This is a genomic window from Citrobacter sp. On2M (assembly GCF_018035235.1).
Taxonomy (GTDB): domain Bacteria; phylum Pseudomonadota; class Gammaproteobacteria; order Enterobacterales; family Enterobacteriaceae; genus Citrobacter; species Citrobacter meridianamericanus.
Genome location: NZ_WPCV01000002.1, coordinates 1,055,135 through 1,077,398 on the forward strand (window position 1 = coordinate 1,055,135; position 22,264 = coordinate 1,077,398).

Sequence of the window (22,264 nt, forward strand, 5' to 3'; positions counted from 1 at the left end):
TCTTAATGCGCTTGGTCGTCGTTTACCGAAGACTGCAATGCGCGGGCAAAAGAGTTGGCAATCGCCTGGCGCTGGGCCGGTGCGATGCTTGTATTGATAAGGTTAGTTACCATATTTCCCAATACCATCAGGGAAAGATCGGTCGGCGCCTTATGTTTTTCCAGTACGTTGAGCATCTCATTCAGCAGTTGTTCAACGTGTTCGTCACTATAGCGGGAAATTTGTGGCATAAATCGAAATCAGTCTGTTCATGAAAGGGCAACATATTACCGTACAGACAGTTTTTTTTCTGCTTTTTTATCTTCTATTGCGTCACTGCCCGGCAGGTGGTTGAATACCGCCCGGTCTAAAAGGAGAGTTTATCATGAGTCTGGATATCAACCAGATTGCCCTGCACCAGCTTATCAAACGTGACGAGCAGAATCTTGAGCTGGTCTTGCGCGATTCATTACTGGAACCGACAGCGACCGTTGTCGAGATGATGGCTGAGCTGCATCGGGTATATAGCGCCAAGAATAAAGCCTATGGCCTGTTTAGCGAAGAGAGTGAACTGGCGCAAACGCTGCGTTTACAGCGTCAGGGCGAAGAGGATTTTCTGGCTTTCAGTCGTGCCGCGACCGGACGCTTGCGGGACGAGCTGGCGAAATATCCTTTTGCCGACGGCGGCATTGTCCTGTTCTGCCATTACCGATATCTGGCGGTAGAGTATCTGTTGGTCGCCGTGCTGAACAATTTAAGCAGCATGCGCGTCAATGAAAATCTGGATATCAATCCGACGCACTATCTGGATATCAATCATGCGGATATCGTGGCGCGCATTGATTTAACCGAGTGGGAAACTAACCCGGAGTCCACGCGCTATCTGACGTTCCTGAAAGGGCGGGTAGGGCGCAAAGTCGCCGATTTCTTTATGGATTTCCTCGGTGCCAGCGAAGGTCTGAACGCCAAAGCGCAAAACCGTGGTTTGCTGCAGGCTGTCGATGACTTTACCAATGAGGCGCAGCTCGATAAAGCTGAACGCCAGAACGTGCGTCAGCAGGTGTACAGCTACTGCAACGAGCAGTTACAAGCCGGTGAAGAGATCGAGCTGGAGTCGCTGTCTAAAGAACTTTCCGGTGTCAGTGAAGTTAGCTTCAGCGAATTTACCGCTGATAAAGGTTACGAGCTGGAAGAGAGCTTCCCTGCGGATCGCAGTACGCTGCGTCAGTTAACCAAATTTGCTGGCAGCGGCGGTGGGTTAACTATTAACTTCGACGCCATGTTACTGGGTGAACGTATTTTCTGGGATCCGGCGACGGACACCTTGACAATCAAAGGTACGCCACCGAACCTGCGCGACCAGCTGCAGCGCCGCACGTCGGGTGGGAAGTAAAATGTTAATGCCGGATGGCGGCGTAAAGCCATATCCGGCCAACCGATAAGCCCCATAAAAAAACCCCGCCGAGGCGGGGTTTTTTTTCAACTTGTAGGCGATTACGCGCGAACGAAGTCGATGTGAGTCAGCTTCGGCTTGAACGCATGACGCTGTACAGCCTGAGCTTTAACTTTAACTTCTTTACCGTCAACAACGATGGTCAGAACTTCGCTGTAGAATTCAGCTTTAGCTTGCATGTTCATAACTGCATCGTGATCCAGTTCGATAGCAATCGGGGCTTCTGCGCCACCGTAGATGATTGCCGGGAACTTGTTAGCGGCACGCAGGCGGCGGCTCGCACCCTTACCCTGCTCTTTACGTACTTCAGCGTTGATAGTAAACATTTAAATCTCTCTTTAATAATTCCTGCTACAGGCGACCCAGCAACAGGTATGTGATCTGCTTTGCGTATGCAAAAGCGGGCGAGATTCTATACTCAAACGCCTGGCACATCAATCAAAAGTACGATTAACCGCGTAATTCATGTGCCCGACGAAAGCGTCCTTCATAATCGAAGACCTTTTCACGTACCTGCCAGTACTGACCTTTCATGCGCGCCACCACGAAATCAGGATGACGTAACAGCGCCTGCTGGGCGAGGATATCGGCGGCGGTTATCCAGCGTAAGGGAATGCCGGGCGTTCGGGTATGCGGGCGAATAAACAGTTGTTCGAAGGCCGTTCGCTGCGCGGGAGTGTGCAGGCGAAAGCGTTCGCTGACGTCGGCGCCATCTTCATCGTAATAGGTTATTTTCAGCCATTCGCCTTTTTCATCCTGCCCATTTTGTAGCGCCATCCCGCTGCAGCGCAAAACCAGCGCATCTTTAAGCCTGAGCGCGGCTTTCAACATGTCATCCGGGTCAACCAGCACCGTGTCGCACTCCCGGCAACGGCGGGCGGCGATGTCATTTTCCGCATTGCACTGTGGGCAGTTTTTAAAACGGAAACGAAAATCGCACTGTTCGCGATGGCCGTCATCATCTTCAAACCATCCCTGACAGCGGCGGCCAAAGTGCTCAATCAGCGTGCCGTCGGCCGTTGTTTTGCCCCAGAAGGTGTTGGCAAAGCCGCAGGCAGGGCAGAACACCTGTACCGGAACGTTGTCGCTTTTCCCTTTCGGCGCACCGACTTCCGGCGCGTACAGGTCGTGCGGGTTGCCAGCGTAATCGAGGATCAGACAGTCGGTTTTACCCGGCGCCAGGCGCAGCCCACGGCCGACAATTTGTTGGTAAAGGCTAACTGACTCGGTCGGGCGCAGAATGGCGATAAGGTCGACGTGCGGGGCATCGAAGCCGGTGGTCAGGACCGACACATTCACCAGATAGCGAAAGTGTTGGGCTTTGAACTCTTCAATTAACACGTCGCGTTCAACGCCAGGCGTGTCCCCAGTGATTAGCGCGGCATCGTCAGCAGGTAGCAAACCCAGAATTTCCTTGGCATGCTCAACGGTGGCGGCGAAAATCATCACCCCTTTACGCGTCTGGGCAAACTCGACAATCTGGCTGATGATATGCGGCGTTATTCGCTGCTGTTTTTTCAGTTCCTGATTCAGGTCCGCTTCGCTAAACAGGCCGTTACTCTGCGCCTGCAGGCGGCTGAAATCATATTGCACGACCGGCATGTCAAGGCGTTCTGGTGGCGTCAGATAACCGTGTTTAATCATGTAGCGCAGTGGTAATTCGTAAATGCAGTCGCGAAACAGCGCTTTTTCATCGCCGCGCACCATTCCGTGATAATGAAAATGGTAAATCCAGCCTTTGCCCAAACGAAAAGGTGTGGCGGTAAGCCCGAGCAGGCGTAAGTGGGGATTTACTTTGGTCAGGTGAGTGAGGATTTGCTGATACTGACTCTCTTCATCATCGCCAATACGGTGACATTCATCGACGATAAGCAGAGAGAATTCTCCCTGAAAGGCATCCAGATTACGTGCCACCGACTGTACGCTGCCAAATACCACTTTCCCGTGGCTCTCTTTACGCTTCAGACCTGCGGCAAAAATATCGGCTTCCAGCCCCAGCGCGCAATATTTGGCGTGGTTTTGCGCGACCAGTTCTTTGACGTGCGCCAGTACCAGTACGCGACCGCGCGCCACGCGGGCCAACTCGGCAATCACCAGGCTTTTGCCCGCACCGGTTGGCAGGACGATCACCGCCGGCGTGCGGTGATGGCGAAAATGGTTGAGCGTGGCGTCAACAGCTTCTTTTTGGTACGGGCGAAGAGTAAAAATCATGGGCTCACTAAAATAAACAATAACAAGGAGTAGTATGCCATGAATCATTTCTCTTGAGGGATGGTGTAACGCCGCTATACTGGGCGGATAACGGTCCCACTTTTCGGGCGTAAACCCGATTCTCGTATTTTTACAGGCAAAATCACACTCATGCGACTTGATAAATTTATCGCTCAGCAACTCGGCGTCAGCCGCGCTATTGCCGGGCGTGAGATCCGTGCTAACCGCGTTACCGTCGACGGTGAAATCGTCAGAAATAGCGCTTTTAAGCTGCTGCCAGAACACGACGTAGAATATGACGGTAATTCCCTGGTTCAACAAAATGGCCCACGCTATTTTATGCTGAATAAGCCCCAGGGTTATGTATGCTCAACGGATGACCCGGATCACCCGACGGTGCTCTATTTCCTTGATGAACCGGTGGCCTACAAACTGCATGCGGCAGGGCGTCTTGATATCGACACCACCGGACTGGTGCTGATGACCGATGACGGACAGTGGTCGCATCGCATCACTTCGCCGCGTCACCATTGCGAGAAAACCTATCTGGTGACGCTGGAGTCGCCAGTGGCAGATGATACCGCCGAACAGTTTGCCCATGGTGTACAGTTGCATAATGAGAAAGACCTGACCAAGCCAGCCTTGCTGGAAGTCATTACGCCAACTCAGGTGCGCTTGACCATCAGCGAAGGGCGCTATCATCAGGTTAAACGTATGTTTGCCGCCGTGGGTAACCACGTTGTGGAACTGCACCGTGAACGGATTGGTGACATCAGGCTTGATGATGATCTGGCGCCGGGTGAATATCGTCCTTTGACCGAAGAAGAAATTGCCAGCGTTAACTTAACCCCGCGTTAATTTCAGGAGCTAAATGTGACCACCCGGCAGAACTCGTCAATTGCCATTGTCTTTATCCTTGGCTTGCTAGCCATGTTGATGCCGTTGTCGATTGATATGTATCTTCCGGCGCTGCCTGTTATCTCTGAACAGTTTGGTGTGCCAGCTGGTAGCGCGCAGATGACCCTCAGTACCTATATTCTGGGGTTTGCAGTGGGTCAACTGTTCTATGGTCCAATGGCAGACAGTCTTGGACGCAAGCCAGTGATTCTGGGCGGGACGCTGGTGTTTGCGGCGGCGGCAGTGGCCTGCGCACTGGCGCAAACCATCGATCAGCTGATCGTGATGCGTTTTTTCCACGGCCTGGCTGCTGCAGCAGCGAGCGTGGTTATCAACGCCCTGATGCGTGATATCTATCCGAAAGAAGAGTTTTCGCGCATGATGTCATTCGTCATGCTGGTCACGACTATCGCGCCATTAATGGCGCCGATTATCGGTGGCTGGGTGCTGGTATGGCTGAGCTGGCACTACATCTTTTGGATCCTCGCCGTGGCCGCTATTCTGGCGTCGGTGATGATCCTTACTCTGATCAAAGAGACTTTGCCGGTAGAGCGTCGCCAGCCGTTTCGCCTGCGTACCACTATTGGTAACTTTGCCTCGCTGTTTCGCCATAAACGCGTGCTGAGCTATATGCTGGCCAGTGGGTTCAGCTTTGCCGGGATGTTCTCGTTCCTGAGCGCCGGCCCCTTCGTCTACATTGAGATCAACCACGTTTCACCGCAGCATTTCGGCTATTACTTCGCGCTGAACATTGTGTTCCTGTTCGTGATGACCATCATCAACAGCCGCTTTGTTCGGCGGGTTGGTGCATTGAATATGTTCCGTATTGGCCTGTGGATCCAGTTCGTGATGGCAGGCTGGATGGTCTTTAGTGCATTGTTCGGGGTTGGCTTCTGGGCGCTGGTGGTAGGCGTTGCGGCGTTTGTTGGCTGCGTGTCGATGGTGTCATCCAACGCCATGGCGGTGATTCTCGATGAATTTCCACATATGGCGGGAACGGCGTCATCGCTGGCAGGGACGTTCCGCTTTGGCATTGGCGCTATCGTTGGGGCGCTGTTATCTCTGGCTACCTTTAACTCGGCCTGGCCAATGATATGGTCGATAGCATTTTGCGCCACCAGCTCAATTCTCTTCTATCTCTACGCCAGTCGCGCCAAAAAACGGTGATCTATTACACAACCTGGGGGCCATAAGGCCTCCAGAGTTGATGTACATCAACCGCAAATCTATCATTTTCCCCGCGTATGTTTATTTTATGTAAAATCAATTTATGTAAAAAGTCACATCATTGTAGTTAAAAAGGTTGAGTTAGATCGCAGAAACGAGTACATATAGCGCGGAAACATGCCTGAACCGTTGAATAAATTTAAATAGTGGGTTCGGAAAGCGTCGTAAAGACTGGGTGTAAACGTTTAGCAACTGTCTAAAGACGTATTGTCAATAATGTGTTAATATTGATGTAAAATAATTGTGAAGTGATTGTACTTCCAGGGAAAGAAAGTGATGACATTACAACTCTCAATCGTTCATCGTCTGCCGCAGTGCTATCGTTGGTCGGTGGGTTTCGCAGGTTCAAAGGTTGAACCGATTCCGCACAACGGTCAGAGCAATGAAAACAGCCTGGTGGCTCTCAAATTGCTTAGCCCTGATGGTGACAGCGCATGGTCAGTCATGCACAAACTTAGTCAAGCCCTCAGCGACATTGAGGTACCTTGTTCCGTGCTGGAATGCGAAGGGGAGCCGTGTCTGTTTGTGAATCGTCAGGATGAATTTGCCGCGACCTGCAGACTGAAAAATTTCGGCGTGGCCATCGCAGAACCATTTTCAAACAACAATCCGTTTTGAGCGTCAGCTTAGCGCAAGTAGCTGACGCGTATACGCCTGCTGTGGCGCGTTAAATACGTGCTCGCATTGCCCTTGTTCCACGACCTCTCCCTGACGTAACACAATAACCTGATGGCATAACGCGCGTACGACGTGCAGATCATGGCTGATAAAGATATAAGCCAGCCGATGCTTTTCCTGTAAGGACTTTAACAACGTCAGGATTTGCGCTTGTACGGTTCTGTCGAGCGACGATGTTGGTTCATCCAGAACGATCAGGGAGGGCTTGAGAATCAATGCCCTGGCAATAGCTATACGTTGACGCTGGCCGCCAGAGAACTCCGCCGGGTAACGATGTCGCGTTTCACTATCCAGTCCCACTTCCTTCATTACCGCCTTCACCTGCGCTTCGCGCTGTTCGGCTGAAAGGGTAGGCTGATGAACGCGCAACCCCTCCTCAATAATCTGTAGCACGCTCAGGCGCGGGTTCAGCGAGGAGTTGGGATCCTGAAAGACCACCTGTATGCGGTGACGGATCGGCAACAGCTGGCGACGATTTAAGGTATGCAGCGCCTGACCATCGAACACAATGCTTCCCTGTGAGGTGATTAACCTCAGGAGCGCCAGTCCGGTAGTGCTTTTCCCCGACCCTGACTCACCGACCAGCCCCAGCGTTTCACCGGGTCGCAGAGAAAAACTGATATTGTTAACCACGACGTTGTGGTCCACCACACGCTTCAGGATACCTTTGCGGATGGGGAATGCGACGCACAGTTTTTCCACTTCCAGCAGCGGGGCTTGCCCGGCTGGTAAAGGTATCGGGTCGCCGGAAGGTTCGCTGTTTAACAATTTCTGCGTATAGGGATGCGTTGGCGCACTGAGCAACTGTGCGGCATGATTTTGCTCAACACACTGGCCGTTTTGCATGACTGCTACGGTATCGGCCAGTTTTTTCACAATGTTGAGGTTATGGGTAATGAACAGCAATCCCATGTTCAGCTCACGCTGCAATTCCCGCAGCAGCTGCAGGATCTGCGCCTGGACGGAAACGTCCAGCGCGGTGGTGGGTTCATCGGCAATCAGCAGCTCCGGTCGCGTTAGCAGCGCCATGGCGATCATCACGCGCTGGCGTTCACCGCCGGACAGCTGGTGCGGGTAGTCTGCGAGTCGTTTGGCCGCCTGACGAATACCGACACGATCAAGACAGGTCAGTATTTCTGCACGCGCGGCCTCCCGACGCATTCCTCGATGCAGCGACAGCACTTCATAAAGCTGTTTTTCCAGGTTGTGAAGTGGGTTTAGTGACACCATTGGTTCCTGGAAAATCATGGCGATCTTATTCCCCCGCACGCCGCGAAGCACTTGCTCATCGGCGTGAAGTAATGATTCGCCATGAAAACGGATATCGCCGGAAAGGTAGACTACCGGAGGGGAGGGTAACAACCGTAAAATAGACAGCGCGGTCACGCTTTTACCTGAGCCGGATTCACCCACCAGTGCCAGCGTTTGCCCGGCATCAACGCGCAGTGACAGACTGTTGACCACGGTGCGCACGGTGTTCTGTTGGCGAAAACCTACCGATAAATTGTCAATAGCTAACAGAGGTTGTGTCATCTTAAATCGCCTTGTTGGGATCGAACGCGTCGCGTACCGCTTCACCAATAAAGATCAGTAGCGATAAGAGCAGGGCAACGGAGATGAACGCGGTAATGCCAAGCCACGGTGCCTGCAGGTTGTTTTTACCCTGCAACAGGAGTTCTCCCAGCGATGGCGAGCCAAGCGGTAAGCCAAACCCAAGAAAATCCAGCGAGGTCAGGGTCGTTATCGAGGCGCATAAAATAAACGGTAAAAAGGTCAGAGAGGCAACCATCGCATTGGGTAGCATATGGCGCAGAATAATACTGCGATCGCTCACGCCGAGCGCCTGAGCGGCACGAATGTAATCAAAGTTTCGGGTGCGTAAAAACTCCGCGCGCACCACGCCCACCAGGCTCATCCAGCCAAACAGCACCGTTATGCCCAGCAGCCACCAGAAGTTAGGCTGGACCACGCTCGACAACAAAATGATCAGAAACAGCGTTGGCATACCTGACCAAACTTCAATGAAGCGCTGCCCCCACAGGTCCACCTTGCCGCCATAATAGCCCTGGATTGCGCCAGCCATTATCCCCATCACGCTGGAGCACAGAGTTAGCATTAAACCAAACAGAACAGAAATACGTGTGCCGTACAGGATCCGCGCCAGCACGTCACCGCCGTTGGCATCCGTTCCCAGCCAGTTTTGTGCCGAAGGCGGGGAAGGGAAGGGCTTATCGGTGGCAAAGTTAATGCTGGTAGCACCAAAGCGTATTGGCGCCCACAGGATCCAGCCCTGGTCTTCCAGGCGCTGCTGTAGCCAAGGATCCTGATAATCAGCCTGGGTCGCCAGCGGTCCGCCGAAGTCGCTTTCACTGTAGTTTTTGAACAAGGGGAAATACCAACTGTTGTCGTAGCGCACCAGCAGCGGCTTATCATTGGCAATCAGTTCTGAACACAGGCTAAGGCCGAACAGCACCAGAAAAATCCACAGCGACCAATAACCGCGACGGTTATGGCGAAAACGCGCCCAGCGGGCCTGATTGACGGGGCTTAATCGCGACATTAACGTCCCTCAAAATCAATACGGGGATCGACCAGCGTATAGCTGATGTCACTGAGGATATTCAGCAGCAGGCCGATCAGGGTGAAGATATAGAGCGTGCCAAACATGACCGGATAGTCGCGTGATACGGTGGATTCATATCCCAGTAGCCCCAGACCATTAAGCGAGAACATCACTTCAATCAGCAGCGAGCCGGTAAAAAACATACTGATAAACGTCGCCGGGAAGCCCGCGATTACCAGCAGCATGGCGTTGCGAAACACATGTTTCCAGAGAATATTCTTCTCGCTGACCCCTTTGGCGCGTGCGGTGACGACATACTGTTTGCGTACCTCATCCAGAAATGAGTTTTTGGTCAGCATGGTCAGTGCGGCAAACCCGCCAACCACCGTTGCAAGCACGGGTAAGGTAATATGCCAAAGGTAGTCGGTCACTTTCTGATACCAGGGCAGGGAGTCAAAATTGGCGGAAACCAGGCCGCGCAGCGGGAACAGGTCGTAGTAGCTACCCCCGGCAAAAAAGACGATCAGCAAAATGGCAAACAGAAAGGCCGGTATGGCATAGCCAATAATAATAAATGCGCTGCTCCAGACATCAAATCGGCTGCCGTTATGAACCGCTTTGCGGATCCCAAGCGGTATCGACACCAGATAGATGATGAGCGTACTCCATAGACCCAGCGTAACGGAAACTGGCAGGCTGTCTTTGATAAGTGTCAGCACTGAGGCGCTACGAAACAAACTGTCGCCGAAATCAAAACGAATATAGTCCCAAAGCATTTTGAAATAGCGCTCATGAATGGGCTTATCGAACCCGTAACGCCGAGTGATTTCGGCGATGACTTCCGGGTCAAGACCCCGGCCGCCGCGATAATTACTGTCGCTAATGTTACCAACACCGGTTTGCGCGTGGCTGGCGCGAACGCCTTCACTGCCCGCACCAGGTAATGCCCCGCTTTGCCCGAACTCAATAGCGGCGACGGCCTGCTCAACTGGGCCGCCGGGGGCAATCTGCACGATAAAAAAATTGATCGTAATGATCGCCCAAAGCGTTGGGATCACCAGCAGCAGGCGTCGAATCAGATAAGCGCCCATTTATTCTCCCTGCCGTCTGGCAGCGGGCAGTTTCGCCGCTTTGTTGACGTCATACCACCAGTTGTCGAGGCCAATGGTATAAATTGGGCGAATAGCCGGATGCGAAAATTTATCCCACCAGGCGATACGATCCTCTGCCATAAACCACATCGGCAACATGTAGTAATTCCAGGTTAAAACCCTGTCCAGTGCCCGACCGAGTGGGATAAGTTTGGCTTTATTACCTTGCGCGGCAATGATTTGGCCAATCAGGTTATCGATTACCGGGCTTTGCACGCCGGGAGCGTTGTAGCTGGAGTCAATATAATCAGAAGCCCACAGAATTTGCAGGTCAGAACTCGGCCATGGCATCGCGCGATACAACCTTGGCATCATGTCATAGTCGCGACTGCGCAAGCGGTTGGTGATTTGCGAGTTATCAACCTGACGGATGTTCATCGTAATGCCTAAGCGTTGCAGGTTGTGTTGGAACGGCAACACCCACTGACTGTTGCTACCCGCCGGGAGCAACAGCTCAAAGCTCAGGGGTTTACCGCTGACGCTGTTTACGCGTTGCTGCCCCTTGAGTACCCATCCGGCTTGTTCCAGTAAGGTATCGGCTTTCAACAAGTTCTCACGATCATAGCCATCGCCTTTTGATTTTGGCGGCTGATAGATTTGGCTGAAGACCTCAGGAGGGAGATCTTTTTTCAAAGGGGCGAGAATCACCAGTTCATCTGCATCGGGGTATTTTGTAGCAGCATATTCGGTATTCTGAAAATAGCTGTTGGTCCGGCTCCAGGCGTTATAGAACAGAGCTTTATTCATCCATTCGAAATCAAAGGCCAGGGTGATGGCTTCCCGCACCCGTCGGTCACTGAACACCGGACGCTGAATATTAAATGCCAGCCAGCGCGTATCCTGGGCGGATTCATTTTTTTGTTCATCTTTAATGATGTAATGATTCGCGAAATTTTTCCCGGTATAACGCGTCGCCCAGTTTGTGGCATCGTTCTCAAGACGCAGGTCAAACGCCCCGGCCTTAAACGCCTCAAAAGCGACGTTATCATCCAGGTAGTAGTCGTAGCGGATAGTATCAAAGTTCCAGCGTCCGCGATTGACGGGCAGATTAGCGGCCCAATAATCTTTGACGCGCGAATAGACAATATACTGGCCCATTTTCCATTTCGTGATGCGATAAGGACCGCTGGCGAGAGGAGGTGATGATAGGGGGTCGCTGAGCTTATGATCTTTCCAGTACTTCTCTGGCATCACGGGTAATGAAAACAGGCTGAGCATGTCCTCTTTACCCGGTTTGGCTAATTCAATGCGTACGGTTAATGGCGCGATGGCTTTTACCGTTGTTCCCTTGTAGACCAGACGAAACTGCGGCACGCCTTCGGTCATAAATTTGTGGAAGGTGAATGCGACATCTCTGGCAGTAATGGGAGAACCATCATGAAAACGCGCCCGTGGATTAATGGCGATTTCCACCCAGGAATAGTCGTCAGCATAGCGTGCGCTGTCGGCGATGAGTGGATAATAGCTGCCAGGTTCATCGTCAGAGGTAGTAAACAGCGTATCGTAGAGGGTTTCGGTACGCGCACCGGGGTTACCGCGCATTGCATAGCGGTTGAAGTTATCAAAAGTGCCGATGGCGGAGAGAGTGATTTGCCCGCCTTTGGGGGCCGCAGGGTTTACGTAATCAAAATGATTAAAGTTGAACGCGTACTTCGGTTCACCCAGTACGGCAAAAGCATAGCTTTCTTTGATGGACTGCGCCTCGGCGCTAAACCCGATGAGGGCGATAAACAGCAGCAATACGCGAGGGATCATTAAAAGCGATTTCCTTTTCCTGCCACAACCCGACAGGCATCATGCCTGAGAGATAAGAGATGCGGCGGCGAGTGAGAGTCTATGATTCGCATACTGCGATCACCACGTCGGCTTATTGGGCTGCGCCATCCAACGCACGAAATCAGCAAGCTTTAATGGTCGGCTAATCCAGTATCCCTGGAAAAAATGTACTCCACGCTCGCGCAGCCAACGGGCTTGCTCAGGTGTTTCAACCCCTTCAGCAACTGTCAGCATATTAAGACGTTTAGAGAGTGTCAACACGGCGTCCAGAACCGGAGAGGTCAGGGTTTCCGTCCCAATGGCGTTAATAAAGCCGCGATCGATTTTCAGGTAGTCAACGGTAAAGCGCTCCAGATAGATAAGTGCGCTATGACCTGTGCCAAAATCATCAATGGCAATTTCAAAACCTGCTGAATGCAACCATTCAAATAGCTCGATTGCCTTGTGTTGATGCAGCATATCCCGCTCGGTGATTTCCAGCACCAGTTGAAAAAAGTGTGCCGGAAGACAAGTGTACAGGCGTTGAATATCATCTTTAAACGTCTCGCCGTGTAAGTGCGTTGGCGCGATATTGATCCCCAGTTTTGCGCCCGCGGGCAATGCTTTTTGTAGCATCGGTGCGTCCTGGGCTATCAGCTTAAAGAGGTGCTGGGTTAGCGGCACAATCATTTTCTGTGATTCTGCGTAGTGAATAAAGGCATCCGGAGGGATCTCACCGGTGGTCGGGTGATGCCAGCGTAATAGTACCTCGACACCTTTCACCTCCAGCGTTTGCACCTCTACGACGGGCTGGTACACCACATAAAACTGATTGTGTTTGATGGCGTTAAGGATATCTTTCCCCGGGCGTAAACGGACGGCATAGATGTAGTACCAGAGAAGGAGGGCGGTCATGATCCCGGCCAAGCATCCGAGCATGATGGCGTATCCCACATCTTTATACGTCCACCGATCCGCGTAAAAACGCACCTCCAACGGGAATGTAGACAACCGTGCATTATAGGATGGGATGGCAGGGAGTTTGGACGCAGGGATTAATTGTTCGGAAAACGTGGTGATAGCCGTCTTCCCGACGATGAGTGCTACGCCGTTGAAATCATCTTGCCTGGCGTTATAGAGAAGATAGGGGGCCAGGTTAACATTCAGAGTGGCAAAAACGCCGCTGTTCTGTAATGAATGATTGCGATACCAAATGAGTATTGCCGGTTTATTCGGCATCATTGGCGTACCGGGCTGGAGATCCATATCGATATCTTTCGTCATGTCCAGAACGGGAACCAACTGCTGAAGAGGAGTATTCATTGGACCGGTTGCTGAAGAGCAGAAAGCGATACCGTCTTTTACCAGTAAAAAGGCCCGAACATTCAGGCTAAACGCAGCGCTGGAAGTGAGTTGAGCTGAAGCTTGCGAGCAGGTGTCTTTTACCAGAGGCTGTAGCGTGTTGGTGGTGGTTTCAAGGTCAACGAAGAAACTTTCTATATAACTTTGTATGTTAGACGTTAGCGTGTCGTACTTTGCGTTTCGTTGATGCCATGACATAAAAAACTGCAGTGAGCTGACGAGTAACGCGACGACTATCCCCGTTATAACGCAGGTGAGCAGGAGTTTACGTTCGGAAGAAGAGGAGCGTCTTAACATAGTTCCTTATGTTTACCTGAAGTAACCATTTGTCCTGTATGAATATAACCTGAAATGATTCATGTTGTGAGATTTTTCTTAGTCACAAAAGCAACGCAAAAAAAAGCACTGCCGTAGCAGTGCTTTTTTATATGTCTCATCAGGATAGCCAAGGGATAGCTGCCAAACGAAATTAACTGCGGCTCAGGACCCGGCGAGCTTCGTTGTAACGCTTTTTCCAGTAAGGTTCGTTCATGCTGGAAATGATAACGCCACTGCTGGTCGAGGCATGTACGAACTGGTTGTTGCCGATATAAATACCGACGTGTCGGCCAGTAGAGCCAGCACGGAACAGAACCAGATCGCCTGTGCGCAGATTAGTGCGCGAAACGGATTTACCCGTTTCCTGTTGTTCGTAGGTTGAGCGAGGAAGCTCTAAACCAAATTGCTCGCGAAACGTACGCTGTACGAAGCTTGAACAATCAATACCTTTTTTAGTGCTGCCGCCAAGGCGGTAACGCACGCCTTTCCAGTCAGCATACTGGTCCATAATACGTGATTTAACATCAATATTACGCACCATATTTTCAAATTCATCCTGAGAGGCTTGCAGTGAAGAGTTATCTCCATTGCCCACAGCATGCGTCTCAGAATGCATATTCCTGGCGGTGTTCGTTGTGCTACATGCAGAAAGCAGAACCGCAACTGCTATCGCGGGTATGCCCCGCAAGATATATCTCAAAATCGGTTGAGATTTGACCATTTTGTTTGTTTTCCCTTGAAGTCCTTAACGATAAATATCGTTATAAAAAATGCCAAACGTGACGAGACTAATTACCATCGCACGATGAGACAATTCTTTAAGGTCAAATCTGTGGCAGAACGCACAAATTTATTCGTAAAGAGAATAATTACCCTGCGAGGCAAAACGAGTTCGAGATTACCCGATCGCTCCGGTCATTGCGAGTGATTTTACGTGATTTCTTATAAGAAAAATTGATACAGAAAGTGAATAAACGGCATTGTATAAAATAAGAACAATCAGAGGAAAAAACAGGCAACTCATTCATTTGCAACATGAATAATGTGACAGGAGAATGACAATCAGAATGATGAAATATCGGCAAGCATCATCAGGGAATCAGAAGTATCCCTGATGATGTTAATTACTCTGTGTTATTTGTTTGAAAATTGTTTGTTTTTACCAGGCAGATAATTCACGAACAGCGTGACTAATCGGTCGCTTAATGGCGTCATTAACCACCAGGGAAGTCCAATCAAGACGACCGTCATGGAACCGACCACGATATCGGTGAGCCAGTGAGCGCCAATCATTACGCGCGGGAAGGCAAAAACCACAGTGATAATAAGGCCGATTATGCCTGCGATTTTTCCGAAATAACGCAGCATAAATGCGGAAAAAATAAGCAGCATCATACCGTGGTCGCCGGGGAAACTGTCTCTGGACGCATCTTTGGTTGGAATATGCAGCAGCTCGCTGACACGATAAATATTATCCAGCATCAGAGTAGGGCTGGCCCGTTTAACGGGAATTAGCGCCTGACCCAATTGATTTAATACCACGGCGGTGAGCAGCATTACCAGGCCAATAGCCACAATGCGTCGGCGACCTTCCGACGCCTCTTTCAGCCAAAAGTGCAGCATCAATGCGCCCATTGCCAGCAATGAGCAGCCATCAAAGGCCCGATTATTGGTGATAGCAACAATCCATAAAAACAACGGGTTTTCCACCAGCTTCTGATTAAAGAAGCGGAAAACATCCGTATCCAGTGAGGACCAGACCCCATGCCCGGTTGGAATATACCAGGACAGAAATAGCGCCAGACCCGCAATATTAAGCAGGAGAATAAGAGGATATCGGGTTTTCATCGTCGTTTACCATTGCTATAAAACGAAGGCAACCTTACGCGCCACCATCTAAACGAAGTCTCAACAACGCGCCCTGTAACGCATTCCAGTCGGTCTCGGTATCGGAAATAAGTTCAATACGGCTATCCGGTGGCGCAACATTTTGCGTTTCAATATGCCAGTCATCTCCCTGGCGGTTAATGCGTACCAGTCCTTCTTTAATACGCATTACCCCCTTCACGCGCCCTACAGGGGCAAGGCGTGACCATTCCAGCAGGCCGATGGTATCGAAGACTGTGTCAGCGTCAAAAATCCAACCGCAGGCCTGATGGCCCTGTCCGCTGTTCAGGCTGCGCCGCCAGCGCTGTTGGGCAGGCAGACTCAATGCCGCCAGCCCCTTTTTATCGGCATGACTATGGGTATGCTCAGCGCTTGCAGGAAGCTCCGCCAGGTTTAGTCGGGGCAAGTCCAGTAGTTGACCGTCAATTTGCCCATGGTCGGCGTGAACTAACTGGCGATTGCCGCCGTAGAGTTGCCACCAGCTTTGCAGGGCATTTTCGCTTTCCGCTGTGGCGCGGTCGGCTTTGTTGGCCACTATGATATCCGCGGCGGCCAACTGGTCGCGGAAATTGTCATTGGCGACGCTTTTTTCATCCAGTAACAGCCGCGGGTCAAGAATACAGAGGGTCGCACGCAGATCGATCCACGGTTCGTAAACCGGTGCGGTGAGTAAATCCAAAATCTGTTTTGGGTGACCGAGGCCAGTGGGTTCAATCAGCAGACGGTCAGGTTTTCCCTGACGTAGCAGCGTATTGAGGCCAACCTGCATCGGCAGACCGTTAACGCAGCACATACAGCCGCCGGGGATCTCTTTTAGCAGTGCGCCGCTGTCGGCCAGCAGCGCGCCATCGATGCCTACTTCGCCAAACTCATTGACCAGCACGGCCCACTTCTCTGCGGGATTTTTGTTCGCCAATAGATGAAGAATAGAGGTGGTTTTGCCACTGCCAAGGAAACCAGTGATGAGATTGGTTTTAGTCACATTTACTCCAGAATCATAAATAACCGTAATGGCATTTAACAATCCTGGCGAAAAACGGCGAAAAAGAGAAGGGGTGAGAGGACGAAGACGCACTTCGTCCGGTTTAATGGCAGAAATCGTTAATTATTTAACGTGGTAATGACAGCCTGATGTGCTCCGTATTGAGTAATACGTTGCCAGGCTTTTTCAATCGCTGCGACAAACTGCGGATTCTGGACGAGATCGGGAGCGAAAATTTCGCGCAGCGAAAGCAGGGCGCTGACACGTTCTGATTCAGTGCTCTGTTTAACCAGAGCGGTAATCTTCTCACTTAGCGGGTCACGAATATCAATTGCGGCGCCTGAGTCATCCACGCCGCTCACGTAACGCATCCAGCCGGCGACGCCGAGCGCCAGCAGCGGCCACTCGCTTTGACGTGCTAAATGTACGCGGATCCCTTCCAGCATTCGCTGGGGTAATTTCTGACTACCATCCATCGCGATTTGCCAGGTTTTATGCTTCAGCGCCGGGTTGGCAAAGCGCTCAAGCAGACTTAGTGCATATTGGTCCAAATCCACATCGGTAATTTGTAGTGTGGGGGCCTGTTCCTTGAGCATCAGCCGGTAAGCGGCTTCACGAAATGCGCGGTCCTGCATACATTCGCTAATGTGCTGGAATCCGGCCAGATAGCCGAGATAAGCGAGAAATGAATGACTGCCGTTCAGCATCCGCAGTTTCATTTGTTCCCATGGCAAGACGTTTTCGACCAGCTGCACACCCGCTGCTTCCCATTGTGGGCGGCCAGAGACAAAGTTGTCTTCAATCACCCACTGGATAAACGGTTCGCAGCTGATTGCGCAAGGATCGGCCACGCCCAGTTCGTGGGTAATTTCAGCCAGTGATGCTTCGGTAGCGGCAGGAACGATCCTGTCCACCATAGTGCCCGGAAAACTGACATGCGCCAGGATCCACTGCGCCAGTTCAGGTGAGCGTTTTTTCGCCATTCCCAGCACGGCGTTCTTTACTACGTGACCATTGTCCGGGATGTTATCGCAGGAGAGGACGGTAAACGGTTGCAGTCCACGTTCACGTCGACGGTGCAGTGCTTCAACAATAATTCCGGGCGCGGAGTGCGGTTCAGCCGGTGTCTGCAGATCGTGAATAATACGCGGATTAGAGAGATCCAGCGAACCTGTTGCCGGATCGATACAGTAGCCTTTTTCAGTAATGGTCAATGAGACAATCGCCACCTGAGGCTCGCAGAATTTTTCAATAATGGCTGTCAGCGAATCCAGCGTGGCGTTCAGACATTCGTTGACGGCGCCGATAACAATCGGCTGGTTGCCGTTAGCCCCTTTTTCTAACACCGTAAATAAATGATCCTGTTCGCGCAGCTGACGCATCAGCCGAGCGCCGCTAAACAGGCTGATTTCGCAAATTCCCCAATCTCCGCCTTGCGCATTCAGCACCCTGTCGGTCAATAACGCCTGATGGGCGCGGTGAAAAGCACCGAAACCAAAATGCACAATCCGCGTTTTTAATTGCTGGCGGTCGTACTGCGGCATCATGACATTTTCCGCCAGTGGCGCTGAGGCAATAGTTTTCATTAAATACACCTGATTAACCATTAATTAACAATGCCAGTATAAAGTTATATGACAGCAAATTAAATTGGTGTGCCTCATTTATCAGGGGAATGTGAGCTGGATCAATCAATGACCGGCCATCTGTTGATCATCTATGGGATGCCTGTATGGTAGTCATCATTCAGTTAGCTTAATTTGGTATAACAACTTGTGAGGTGAAACAATGGAACAAACCTGGCGTTGGTACGGACCTAACGATCCAGTATCACTTGATGATGTGCGTCAGGCTGGCGCAACGGGTGTTGTGACCGCCTTGCACCATATTCCCAACGGTGAAGTGTGGCCGGTAGAAGAGATTCAAAAACGTCAGGCTATTCTGGCAGAAAAAGACCTGACCTGGTCGGTGGTGGAAAGTATTCCTGTTCACGAAGATATCAAAACACGTTCAGGTCAATATCAAACGTGGATTGCCAACTATCAACAGAGTATCCGTAATCTGGCGACCTGTGGCATCGATACCGTGTGCTATAACTTCATGCCGATCCTTGACTGGACGCGTACCGACCTCGAATATCAGCTGCCCGACGGCTCCAAAGCGCTGCGATTTGATCAGATTGCTTTTGCGGCCTTTGAACTGCACATTTTGCAACGCCCGGGAGCTGAAGCGGATTACACCGAAGAAGAACAACGTCAGGCGCTCGACTACTTCAATGCCATGAGCGATGCCGATATTGAAAAGCTGACCCGTAACATCATTGCCGGCCTGCCGGGTGCGGAGGAGGGTTATACGCTGGATCAGTTCCGTGCGCGCCTTGCCGAATATGACGGCATCAGCAAAGACGATCTGCGCGATAACATGGCGGTATTCCTGCGGGCGATTGTGCCAGTGGCAGAAGAAGTCGGCGTGCGCCTGGCCGTGCACCCTGACGATCCGCCGCGTCCGATCCTCGGCCTGCCGCGCATCGTTTCGACTATCGAAGATATGCAGTGGCTGAAAGAAACTGTCGACAGCATTAATAACGGTTTCACTATGTGTACCGGCTCTTACGGCGTACGCGCTGACAATGACCTGGTGAAAATGATCGAAACCTTTGGCGATCGCATCCACTTTACACACCTGCGCTCAACCTGCCGTGAAGAGAACCCAAAAACCTTCCACGAAGGTGCGCATCTGCAGGGCGATGTGGATATGGTATCGGTGGTGGCTGCCATCCTTAACGAAGAGCAGCGACGTAAAAAAGCGGGTGATTTGCGGCCTATCCCTATGCGTCCTGATCATGGACACCAGATGCTTGACGATCTGCACAAGAAAACCAATCCGGGCTACTCTGCGATCGGCCGCCTGAAAGGACTGGCGGAAGTTCGCGGCGTTGAGCTGGCGCTGAAACAAACGCAGTTCCGCGATCTGCTGTAAGGCTAACAACAGGGATTGTGCCACAGGTACAATCCCCGCTGTTTATCAAGGCTGTGTTAGCGCCAGCTCCAGCACCGACAACACCTTATTGATCTGCTGTATCTGCAACCCGCCAAACCCAAAAAACATTACTGCGTCTCTGTTTTCCTTACGCCACACTGCTTCTGACCCATTTTCTATATCCGGCAGCGTGTCAAAGCGGATCCCTGCCAGCAGGCAACGCTGCTGCAGCCTCGCTATCGTATCGGGGTGTCTGTCAATGCGTAAAGAGAGGTGCAGACCCGCCGTTGCGCCAGCGATTTTCCCTGCCGAAAACAGACTGGAAAGGCCATCGCGTAACAAGATAAGGCGCGCGGCGTAACTGCAGGCCAGTTTACTGATGTGCGTATAAAACACCTGATTTTGCATTAATTCGGCTAAGAATTGCTGTAATAACCACTGACTCCCGTTGTTGTTAAGCGCTTTCATATTCTGTACCGCCGGGAGCAGTTCATCTGGGCAAATGAGATAGCCAAGACGTGCCCCCGGTCCCAGCGTTTTAGAAAATGTTCCCATGTAGATAACCCGATTGTGATAATCCATGGCTTTCAGCGCAGGGAGGGGATTCTCGCCATAGGTAAACACAGCATCATAATCATCTTCAATGATATAAGCGCCGACGCGCTGCGCCCACGTCAATAACGACTGACGACGCTCCAGCGAAAGTACGCTTCCCATCGGATATTGATGAGCTGGGGTTACATAGCAAAGCTGGGTTTCCGCTTCGGGTAAATTATCTGTTTGCAGTCCGTGGTTATCTACCGCAATTGACGTAATATCTGCGCCATAATAATTAAACAGATGCCATGCGCCAGAATAACAAGGGGACTCGGTCACAACGTGGCACTTTTTTTGCTGACTGACAGCATGATGAATAATAAATATTTGACTAAGAAGTGACAATCCTTCCTGAATCCCGTTGGTAATAATGATGTTCTCTGCCCGGGTATTAATGCCGCGAGTTAAATTAAGGTATCTGACTAATTGCTCACGCAGTGAAAATAATCCGTTTGGTGAATGATATCGGGTAAATAATTGTTCTTTAAACACGCTCGGGGCATTATTCCATTTTCTCCAGCTTGCCCAGGGAAAAGCATTGGGGTCGGGGACGCCTATCCGGCAGTAGCATTCCCGCCCGGGTTCTGCGTAAACATCGGTAGAGACCCCGGCAGCTTTAGGTTTTACCGGTGGGGAGCCCTGAGTCACGGGCGCATGCACTGGGGTTACACGTACAGGCCTGGTGAATATCACCTCATAGCCAATGCCGTGTCGGCTCTTAATTAACCCAGCCGCCATCAGCTTGTCATAGGCCATCACTACCGTTATTTTAGCAACGTGCAATACCTGAGCCTGCTCGCGAATAGAGGGGAGTTTGTCTCCACAAAGCAAATCACCCTGCTGAATGGCCTGGAAATAAAATTGAAATATCTGCAGTTGCAGTGGAGTACGGCTTTCTCTATTGAGCGTCAGTGTTAGCATAAGAAATTCCTTATTTACAGATGGTCACTATATTACGAATTTCTGATCTTTACTATTTGACTCACCTCATAGAGTGGATGCTGTTCCTATAATCTGCTTTCGCTGTCTCTATTTTTGATTTTTATTATCCCTTAGCGTGTCGCTATTAAAAAATGGAGGCAAGCATGTCGTGGATAAGAAAAAGCGCACTGTGGTGTGTATTCGCCGGAGCGGTAGTCATGGCCCTGGCTATTTGGGGAGCGTGGCAAGGCGTTCATTACACCAGTACGACCGAGTTTTGTTTATCGTGTCACTCAATGCGTACGGCAGGAGAGGAGTATAAAACCAGCGTGCATTTTCGCAATGCTTCTGGCGTGCGTGCGGAGTGTAAGGATTGTCATATTCCACCTGGCATCGTCCCAACGTTGGTTCGTAAAACGCAGGCCTTAAACGATCTCTATCACACCTTTATTTCCCCTTCGATTGATACCCCAGAAAAATTTACCGCAAAACGGGCGGAGCTGGCCCAGAGGGAATGGGCACGTATGAGCGCGAATAATTCAGCGGCGTGTAAATCTTGCCACAGCTACGAGGCGATGGATCACGGCAAGCAATCAGCCAATGCGGCGGCGCAAATGACCGCGGCGGCGGCAAAAAACAGTAACTGTATCGATTGCCACAAAGGCATTGCTCATCACAAACCCGATATGAGCAGCGGTTTTCGCGATCGCTATAAGCAGCTACAGCATCAGGGGGCGTCGTTGTCACAGGTGAGTACGCTGTTCTCGCTAAGCGAAAAAGCCCTGACGGCTACGGCAGGGAGCGCGGCAGGTAAAGCGCTTTTGTTTCCTGCCACCGAGGTCAAGGTGCTGCAAAAAGAGGGCAACAACCTACAACTTGAAGTAACAGGTTGGCGTGAAAGTAAAGGGCGTGGGCGGGTGATTACCCAGTATATGGGGAAGCGCGTTTTCTCCGCTGTGCTCGATGACGCCCTGATGGCTAACGTAAACGTGTTGCAAACTCAGGTCGATCCTGACTCACATCAGCAATGGCAACAAGTGAGCGTCACCGCCTGGACCTCCGCGCAGGACTTTATCAACACGCTGGATCCCATCTGGGAATACTCGGATCAAATGCTGCAATCCACTTGTAGCGCCTGTCACAGCACGCCCCCAACCACACGCTATACCGCCAACGGCTGGATCGCCGGATTGAAAGCGATGTCGACCTACTACCGGCTTAACCCGGTGGAAGAACGCACGTTGTTGAAATATCTCCAGACCCACGCCAGCGATGTGTCCGACCCTAATAACAATTAAGGATAA

Annotated in this window: 19 protein-coding genes; 6 read left to right on the top strand and 13 right to left on the bottom strand. The window is 51.2% G+C overall.

Annotation, left to right across the window (positions count from 1 at the left end):
- Positions 1–2: 2 nt before the first annotated feature.
- Positions 3–230 (bottom strand): YejL family protein, encoded by a 228-nt coding sequence (locus On2M_RS07145; RefSeq protein ID WP_003027506.1) that lies wholly within the window; start codon positions 228–230, stop codon positions 3–5.
- Positions 231–364: 134 nt separating this feature from the next.
- Between On2M_RS07145 and yejK the strand changes: the two genes are divergently transcribed.
- Entirely contained in the window at positions 365–1,372 is a 1,008-nt protein-coding gene (gene yejK, locus On2M_RS07150; protein ID WP_151219867.1) for a nucleoid-associated protein YejK, read from the top strand.
- A gap of 101 nt (positions 1,373–1,473) precedes the next feature.
- Here yejK and rplY read toward each other — a convergent pair whose 3' ends face one another.
- Together rplY and On2M_RS07160 are read right to left on the bottom strand one after the other, a co-directional pair.
- Positions 1,474–1,758 carry a 50S ribosomal protein L25 gene (rplY, locus tag On2M_RS07155; protein WP_006683755.1) on the bottom strand — a complete coding sequence of 95 codons (285 nt, stop codon included), beginning with the start codon at positions 1,756–1,758 and terminating at the stop codon, positions 1,474–1,476.
- A gap of 124 nt (positions 1,759–1,882) precedes the next feature.
- Positions 1,883–3,643 carry a DEAD/DEAH box helicase gene (locus On2M_RS07160; RefSeq protein WP_151219866.1) on the bottom strand — a complete coding sequence of 587 codons (1,761 nt, stop codon included), beginning with the start codon at positions 3,641–3,643 and terminating at the stop codon, positions 1,883–1,885.
- Positions 3,644–3,793: 150 nt separating this feature from the next.
- Here On2M_RS07160 and rsuA point away from each other — a divergent pair, with 150 nt between their 5' ends.
- From rsuA to On2M_RS07175, 3 genes are all read left to right on the top strand, one after another.
- Positions 3,794–4,501 (top strand): 16S rRNA pseudouridine(516) synthase RsuA, encoded by a 708-nt coding sequence (gene rsuA / locus On2M_RS07165; RefSeq protein WP_151219865.1) that lies wholly within the window; start codon positions 3,794–3,796, stop codon positions 4,499–4,501.
- Positions 4,502–4,516: 15 nt separating this feature from the next.
- A complete protein-coding gene (locus tag On2M_RS07170) occupies positions 4,517–5,707 on the top strand; it encodes a Bcr/CflA family multidrug efflux MFS transporter (protein ID WP_151219864.1) in 1,191 nt (396 codons plus the stop codon).
- A gap of 333 nt (positions 5,708–6,040) precedes the next feature.
- Positions 6,041–6,385 carry a YejG family protein gene (locus On2M_RS07175; RefSeq protein ID WP_087051313.1) on the top strand — a complete coding sequence of 115 codons (345 nt, stop codon included), beginning with the start codon at positions 6,041–6,043 and terminating at the stop codon, positions 6,383–6,385.
- Between the two features lie 3 nt (positions 6,386–6,388).
- Here On2M_RS07175 and yejF read toward each other — a convergent pair whose 3' ends face one another.
- From yejF to On2M_RS07220, 9 genes are all read right to left on the bottom strand, one after another.
- Positions 6,389–7,978 (bottom strand): microcin C ABC transporter ATP-binding protein YejF, encoded by a 1,590-nt coding sequence (gene yejF / locus On2M_RS07180; protein WP_210904551.1) that lies wholly within the window; start codon positions 7,976–7,978, stop codon positions 6,389–6,391.
- 1 nt (position 7,979) lies between these two features.
- Entirely contained in the window at positions 7,980–9,005 is a 1,026-nt protein-coding gene (locus On2M_RS07185) for an ABC transporter permease (RefSeq protein ID WP_151219862.1), read from the bottom strand.
- On the bottom strand, positions 9,005–10,099 hold the full coding sequence (locus tag On2M_RS07190) for a microcin C ABC transporter permease YejB (RefSeq protein WP_003834575.1): 1,095 nt from the start codon (positions 10,097–10,099) through the stop codon (positions 9,005–9,007). The genes On2M_RS07185 and On2M_RS07190 overlap by 1 nt, the downstream gene beginning before the upstream one ends.
- A complete protein-coding gene (locus tag On2M_RS07195; protein ID WP_210904552.1) occupies positions 10,100–11,914 on the bottom strand; it encodes an extracellular solute-binding protein in 1,815 nt (604 codons plus the stop codon). It abuts the gene before it with no gap.
- Between the two features lie 99 nt (positions 11,915–12,013).
- Positions 12,014–13,573, bottom strand: a complete 1,560-nt coding sequence (locus On2M_RS07200) for a cyclic di-GMP phosphodiesterase (RefSeq protein ID WP_210904553.1) — start codon at positions 13,571–13,573, stop codon at positions 12,014–12,016.
- 172 nt (positions 13,574–13,745) lie between these two features.
- On the bottom strand, positions 13,746–14,315 hold the full coding sequence (gene mepS / locus On2M_RS07205) for a bifunctional murein DD-endopeptidase/murein LD-carboxypeptidase (protein WP_003027474.1): 570 nt from the start codon (positions 14,313–14,315) through the stop codon (positions 13,746–13,748).
- A 413-nt stretch (positions 14,316–14,728) separates the two neighbouring features.
- Positions 14,729–15,442, bottom strand: a complete 714-nt coding sequence (locus On2M_RS07210) for a phosphatase PAP2 family protein (RefSeq protein ID WP_151219859.1) — start codon at positions 15,440–15,442, stop codon at positions 14,729–14,731.
- 34 nt (positions 15,443–15,476) lie between these two features.
- Positions 15,477–16,463, bottom strand: a complete 987-nt coding sequence (locus tag On2M_RS07215; protein WP_210904554.1) for a GTP-binding protein — start codon at positions 16,461–16,463, stop codon at positions 15,477–15,479.
- Between the two features lie 119 nt (positions 16,464–16,582).
- Entirely contained in the window at positions 16,583–18,049 is a 1,467-nt protein-coding gene (locus On2M_RS07220; RefSeq protein ID WP_210904555.1) for a mannitol dehydrogenase family protein, read from the bottom strand.
- A gap of 202 nt (positions 18,050–18,251) precedes the next feature.
- On the opposite strand from On2M_RS07220, the gene uxuA reads away from it, so the two are divergent.
- Positions 18,252–19,442 carry a mannonate dehydratase gene (gene uxuA / locus On2M_RS07225; RefSeq protein ID WP_187253422.1) on the top strand — a complete coding sequence of 397 codons (1,191 nt, stop codon included), beginning with the start codon at positions 18,252–18,254 and terminating at the stop codon, positions 19,440–19,442.
- 45 nt (positions 19,443–19,487) lie between these two features.
- On the opposite strand, the gene On2M_RS07230 is transcribed toward uxuA, so the two are convergent.
- Complete coding sequence (locus On2M_RS07230; RefSeq protein WP_210904556.1) at positions 19,488–20,960, bottom strand: PLP-dependent aminotransferase family protein; 1,473 nt, start codon at positions 20,958–20,960, stop codon at positions 19,488–19,490.
- A 164-nt stretch (positions 20,961–21,124) separates the two neighbouring features.
- Between On2M_RS07230 and torC the strand changes: the two genes are divergently transcribed.
- Entirely contained in the window at positions 21,125–22,258 is a 1,134-nt protein-coding gene (gene torC, locus On2M_RS07235) for a pentaheme c-type cytochrome TorC (RefSeq protein ID WP_210904557.1), read from the top strand.
- Positions 22,259–22,264: the final 6 nt, after the last annotated feature.

What these genes read in the sequence shown, in the direction of transcription:
- On2M_RS07145 (WP_003027506.1), bottom strand. Translation starts at nt 230, where the DNA reads ATGCCACAAATTTCCCGCTATAGTGACGAACACGTTGAACAACTGCTG.
- yejK (WP_151219867.1), top strand. Translation starts at nt 365, where the DNA reads ATGAGTCTGGATATCAACCAGATTGCCCTGCACCAGCTTATCAAACGT.
- rplY (WP_006683755.1), bottom strand. Translation starts at nt 1,758, where the DNA reads ATGTTTACTATCAACGCTGAAGTACGTAAAGAGCAGGGTAAGGGTGCG.
- On2M_RS07160 (WP_151219866.1), bottom strand. Translation starts at nt 3,643, where the DNA reads ATGATTTTTACTCTTCGCCCGTACCAAAAAGAAGCTGTTGACGCCACG.
- rsuA (WP_151219865.1), top strand. Translation starts at nt 3,794, where the DNA reads ATGCGACTTGATAAATTTATCGCTCAGCAACTCGGCGTCAGCCGCGCT.
- yejF (WP_210904551.1), bottom strand. Translation starts at nt 7,978, where the DNA reads ATGACACAACCTCTGTTAGCTATTGACAATTTATCGGTAGGTTTTCGC.
- On2M_RS07185 (WP_151219862.1), bottom strand. Translation starts at nt 9,005, where the DNA reads ATGTCGCGATTAAGCCCCGTCAATCAGGCCCGCTGGGCGCGTTTTCGC.
- On2M_RS07190 (WP_003834575.1), bottom strand. Translation starts at nt 10,099, where the DNA reads ATGGGCGCTTATCTGATTCGACGCCTGCTGCTGGTGATCCCAACGCTT.
- On2M_RS07195 (WP_210904552.1), bottom strand. Translation starts at nt 11,914, where the DNA reads ATGATCCCTCGCGTATTGCTGCTGTTTATCGCCCTCATCGGGTTTAGC.
- On2M_RS07200 (WP_210904553.1), bottom strand. Translation starts at nt 13,573, where the DNA reads ATGTTAAGACGCTCCTCTTCTTCCGAACGTAAACTCCTGCTCACCTGC.
- mepS (WP_003027474.1), bottom strand. Translation starts at nt 14,315, where the DNA reads ATGGTCAAATCTCAACCGATTTTGAGATATATCTTGCGGGGCATACCC.
- On2M_RS07210 (WP_151219859.1), bottom strand. Translation starts at nt 15,442, where the DNA reads ATGAAAACCCGATATCCTCTTATTCTCCTGCTTAATATTGCGGGTCTG.
- On2M_RS07220 (WP_210904555.1), bottom strand. Translation starts at nt 18,049, where the DNA reads ATGAAAACTATTGCCTCAGCGCCACTGGCGGAAAATGTCATGATGCCG.
- uxuA (WP_187253422.1), top strand. Translation starts at nt 18,252, where the DNA reads ATGGAACAAACCTGGCGTTGGTACGGACCTAACGATCCAGTATCACTT.
- On2M_RS07230 (WP_210904556.1), bottom strand. Translation starts at nt 20,960, where the DNA reads ATGCTAACACTGACGCTCAATAGAGAAAGCCGTACTCCACTGCAACTG.
- torC (WP_210904557.1), top strand. Translation starts at nt 21,125, where the DNA reads ATGTCGTGGATAAGAAAAAGCGCACTGTGGTGTGTATTCGCCGGAGCG.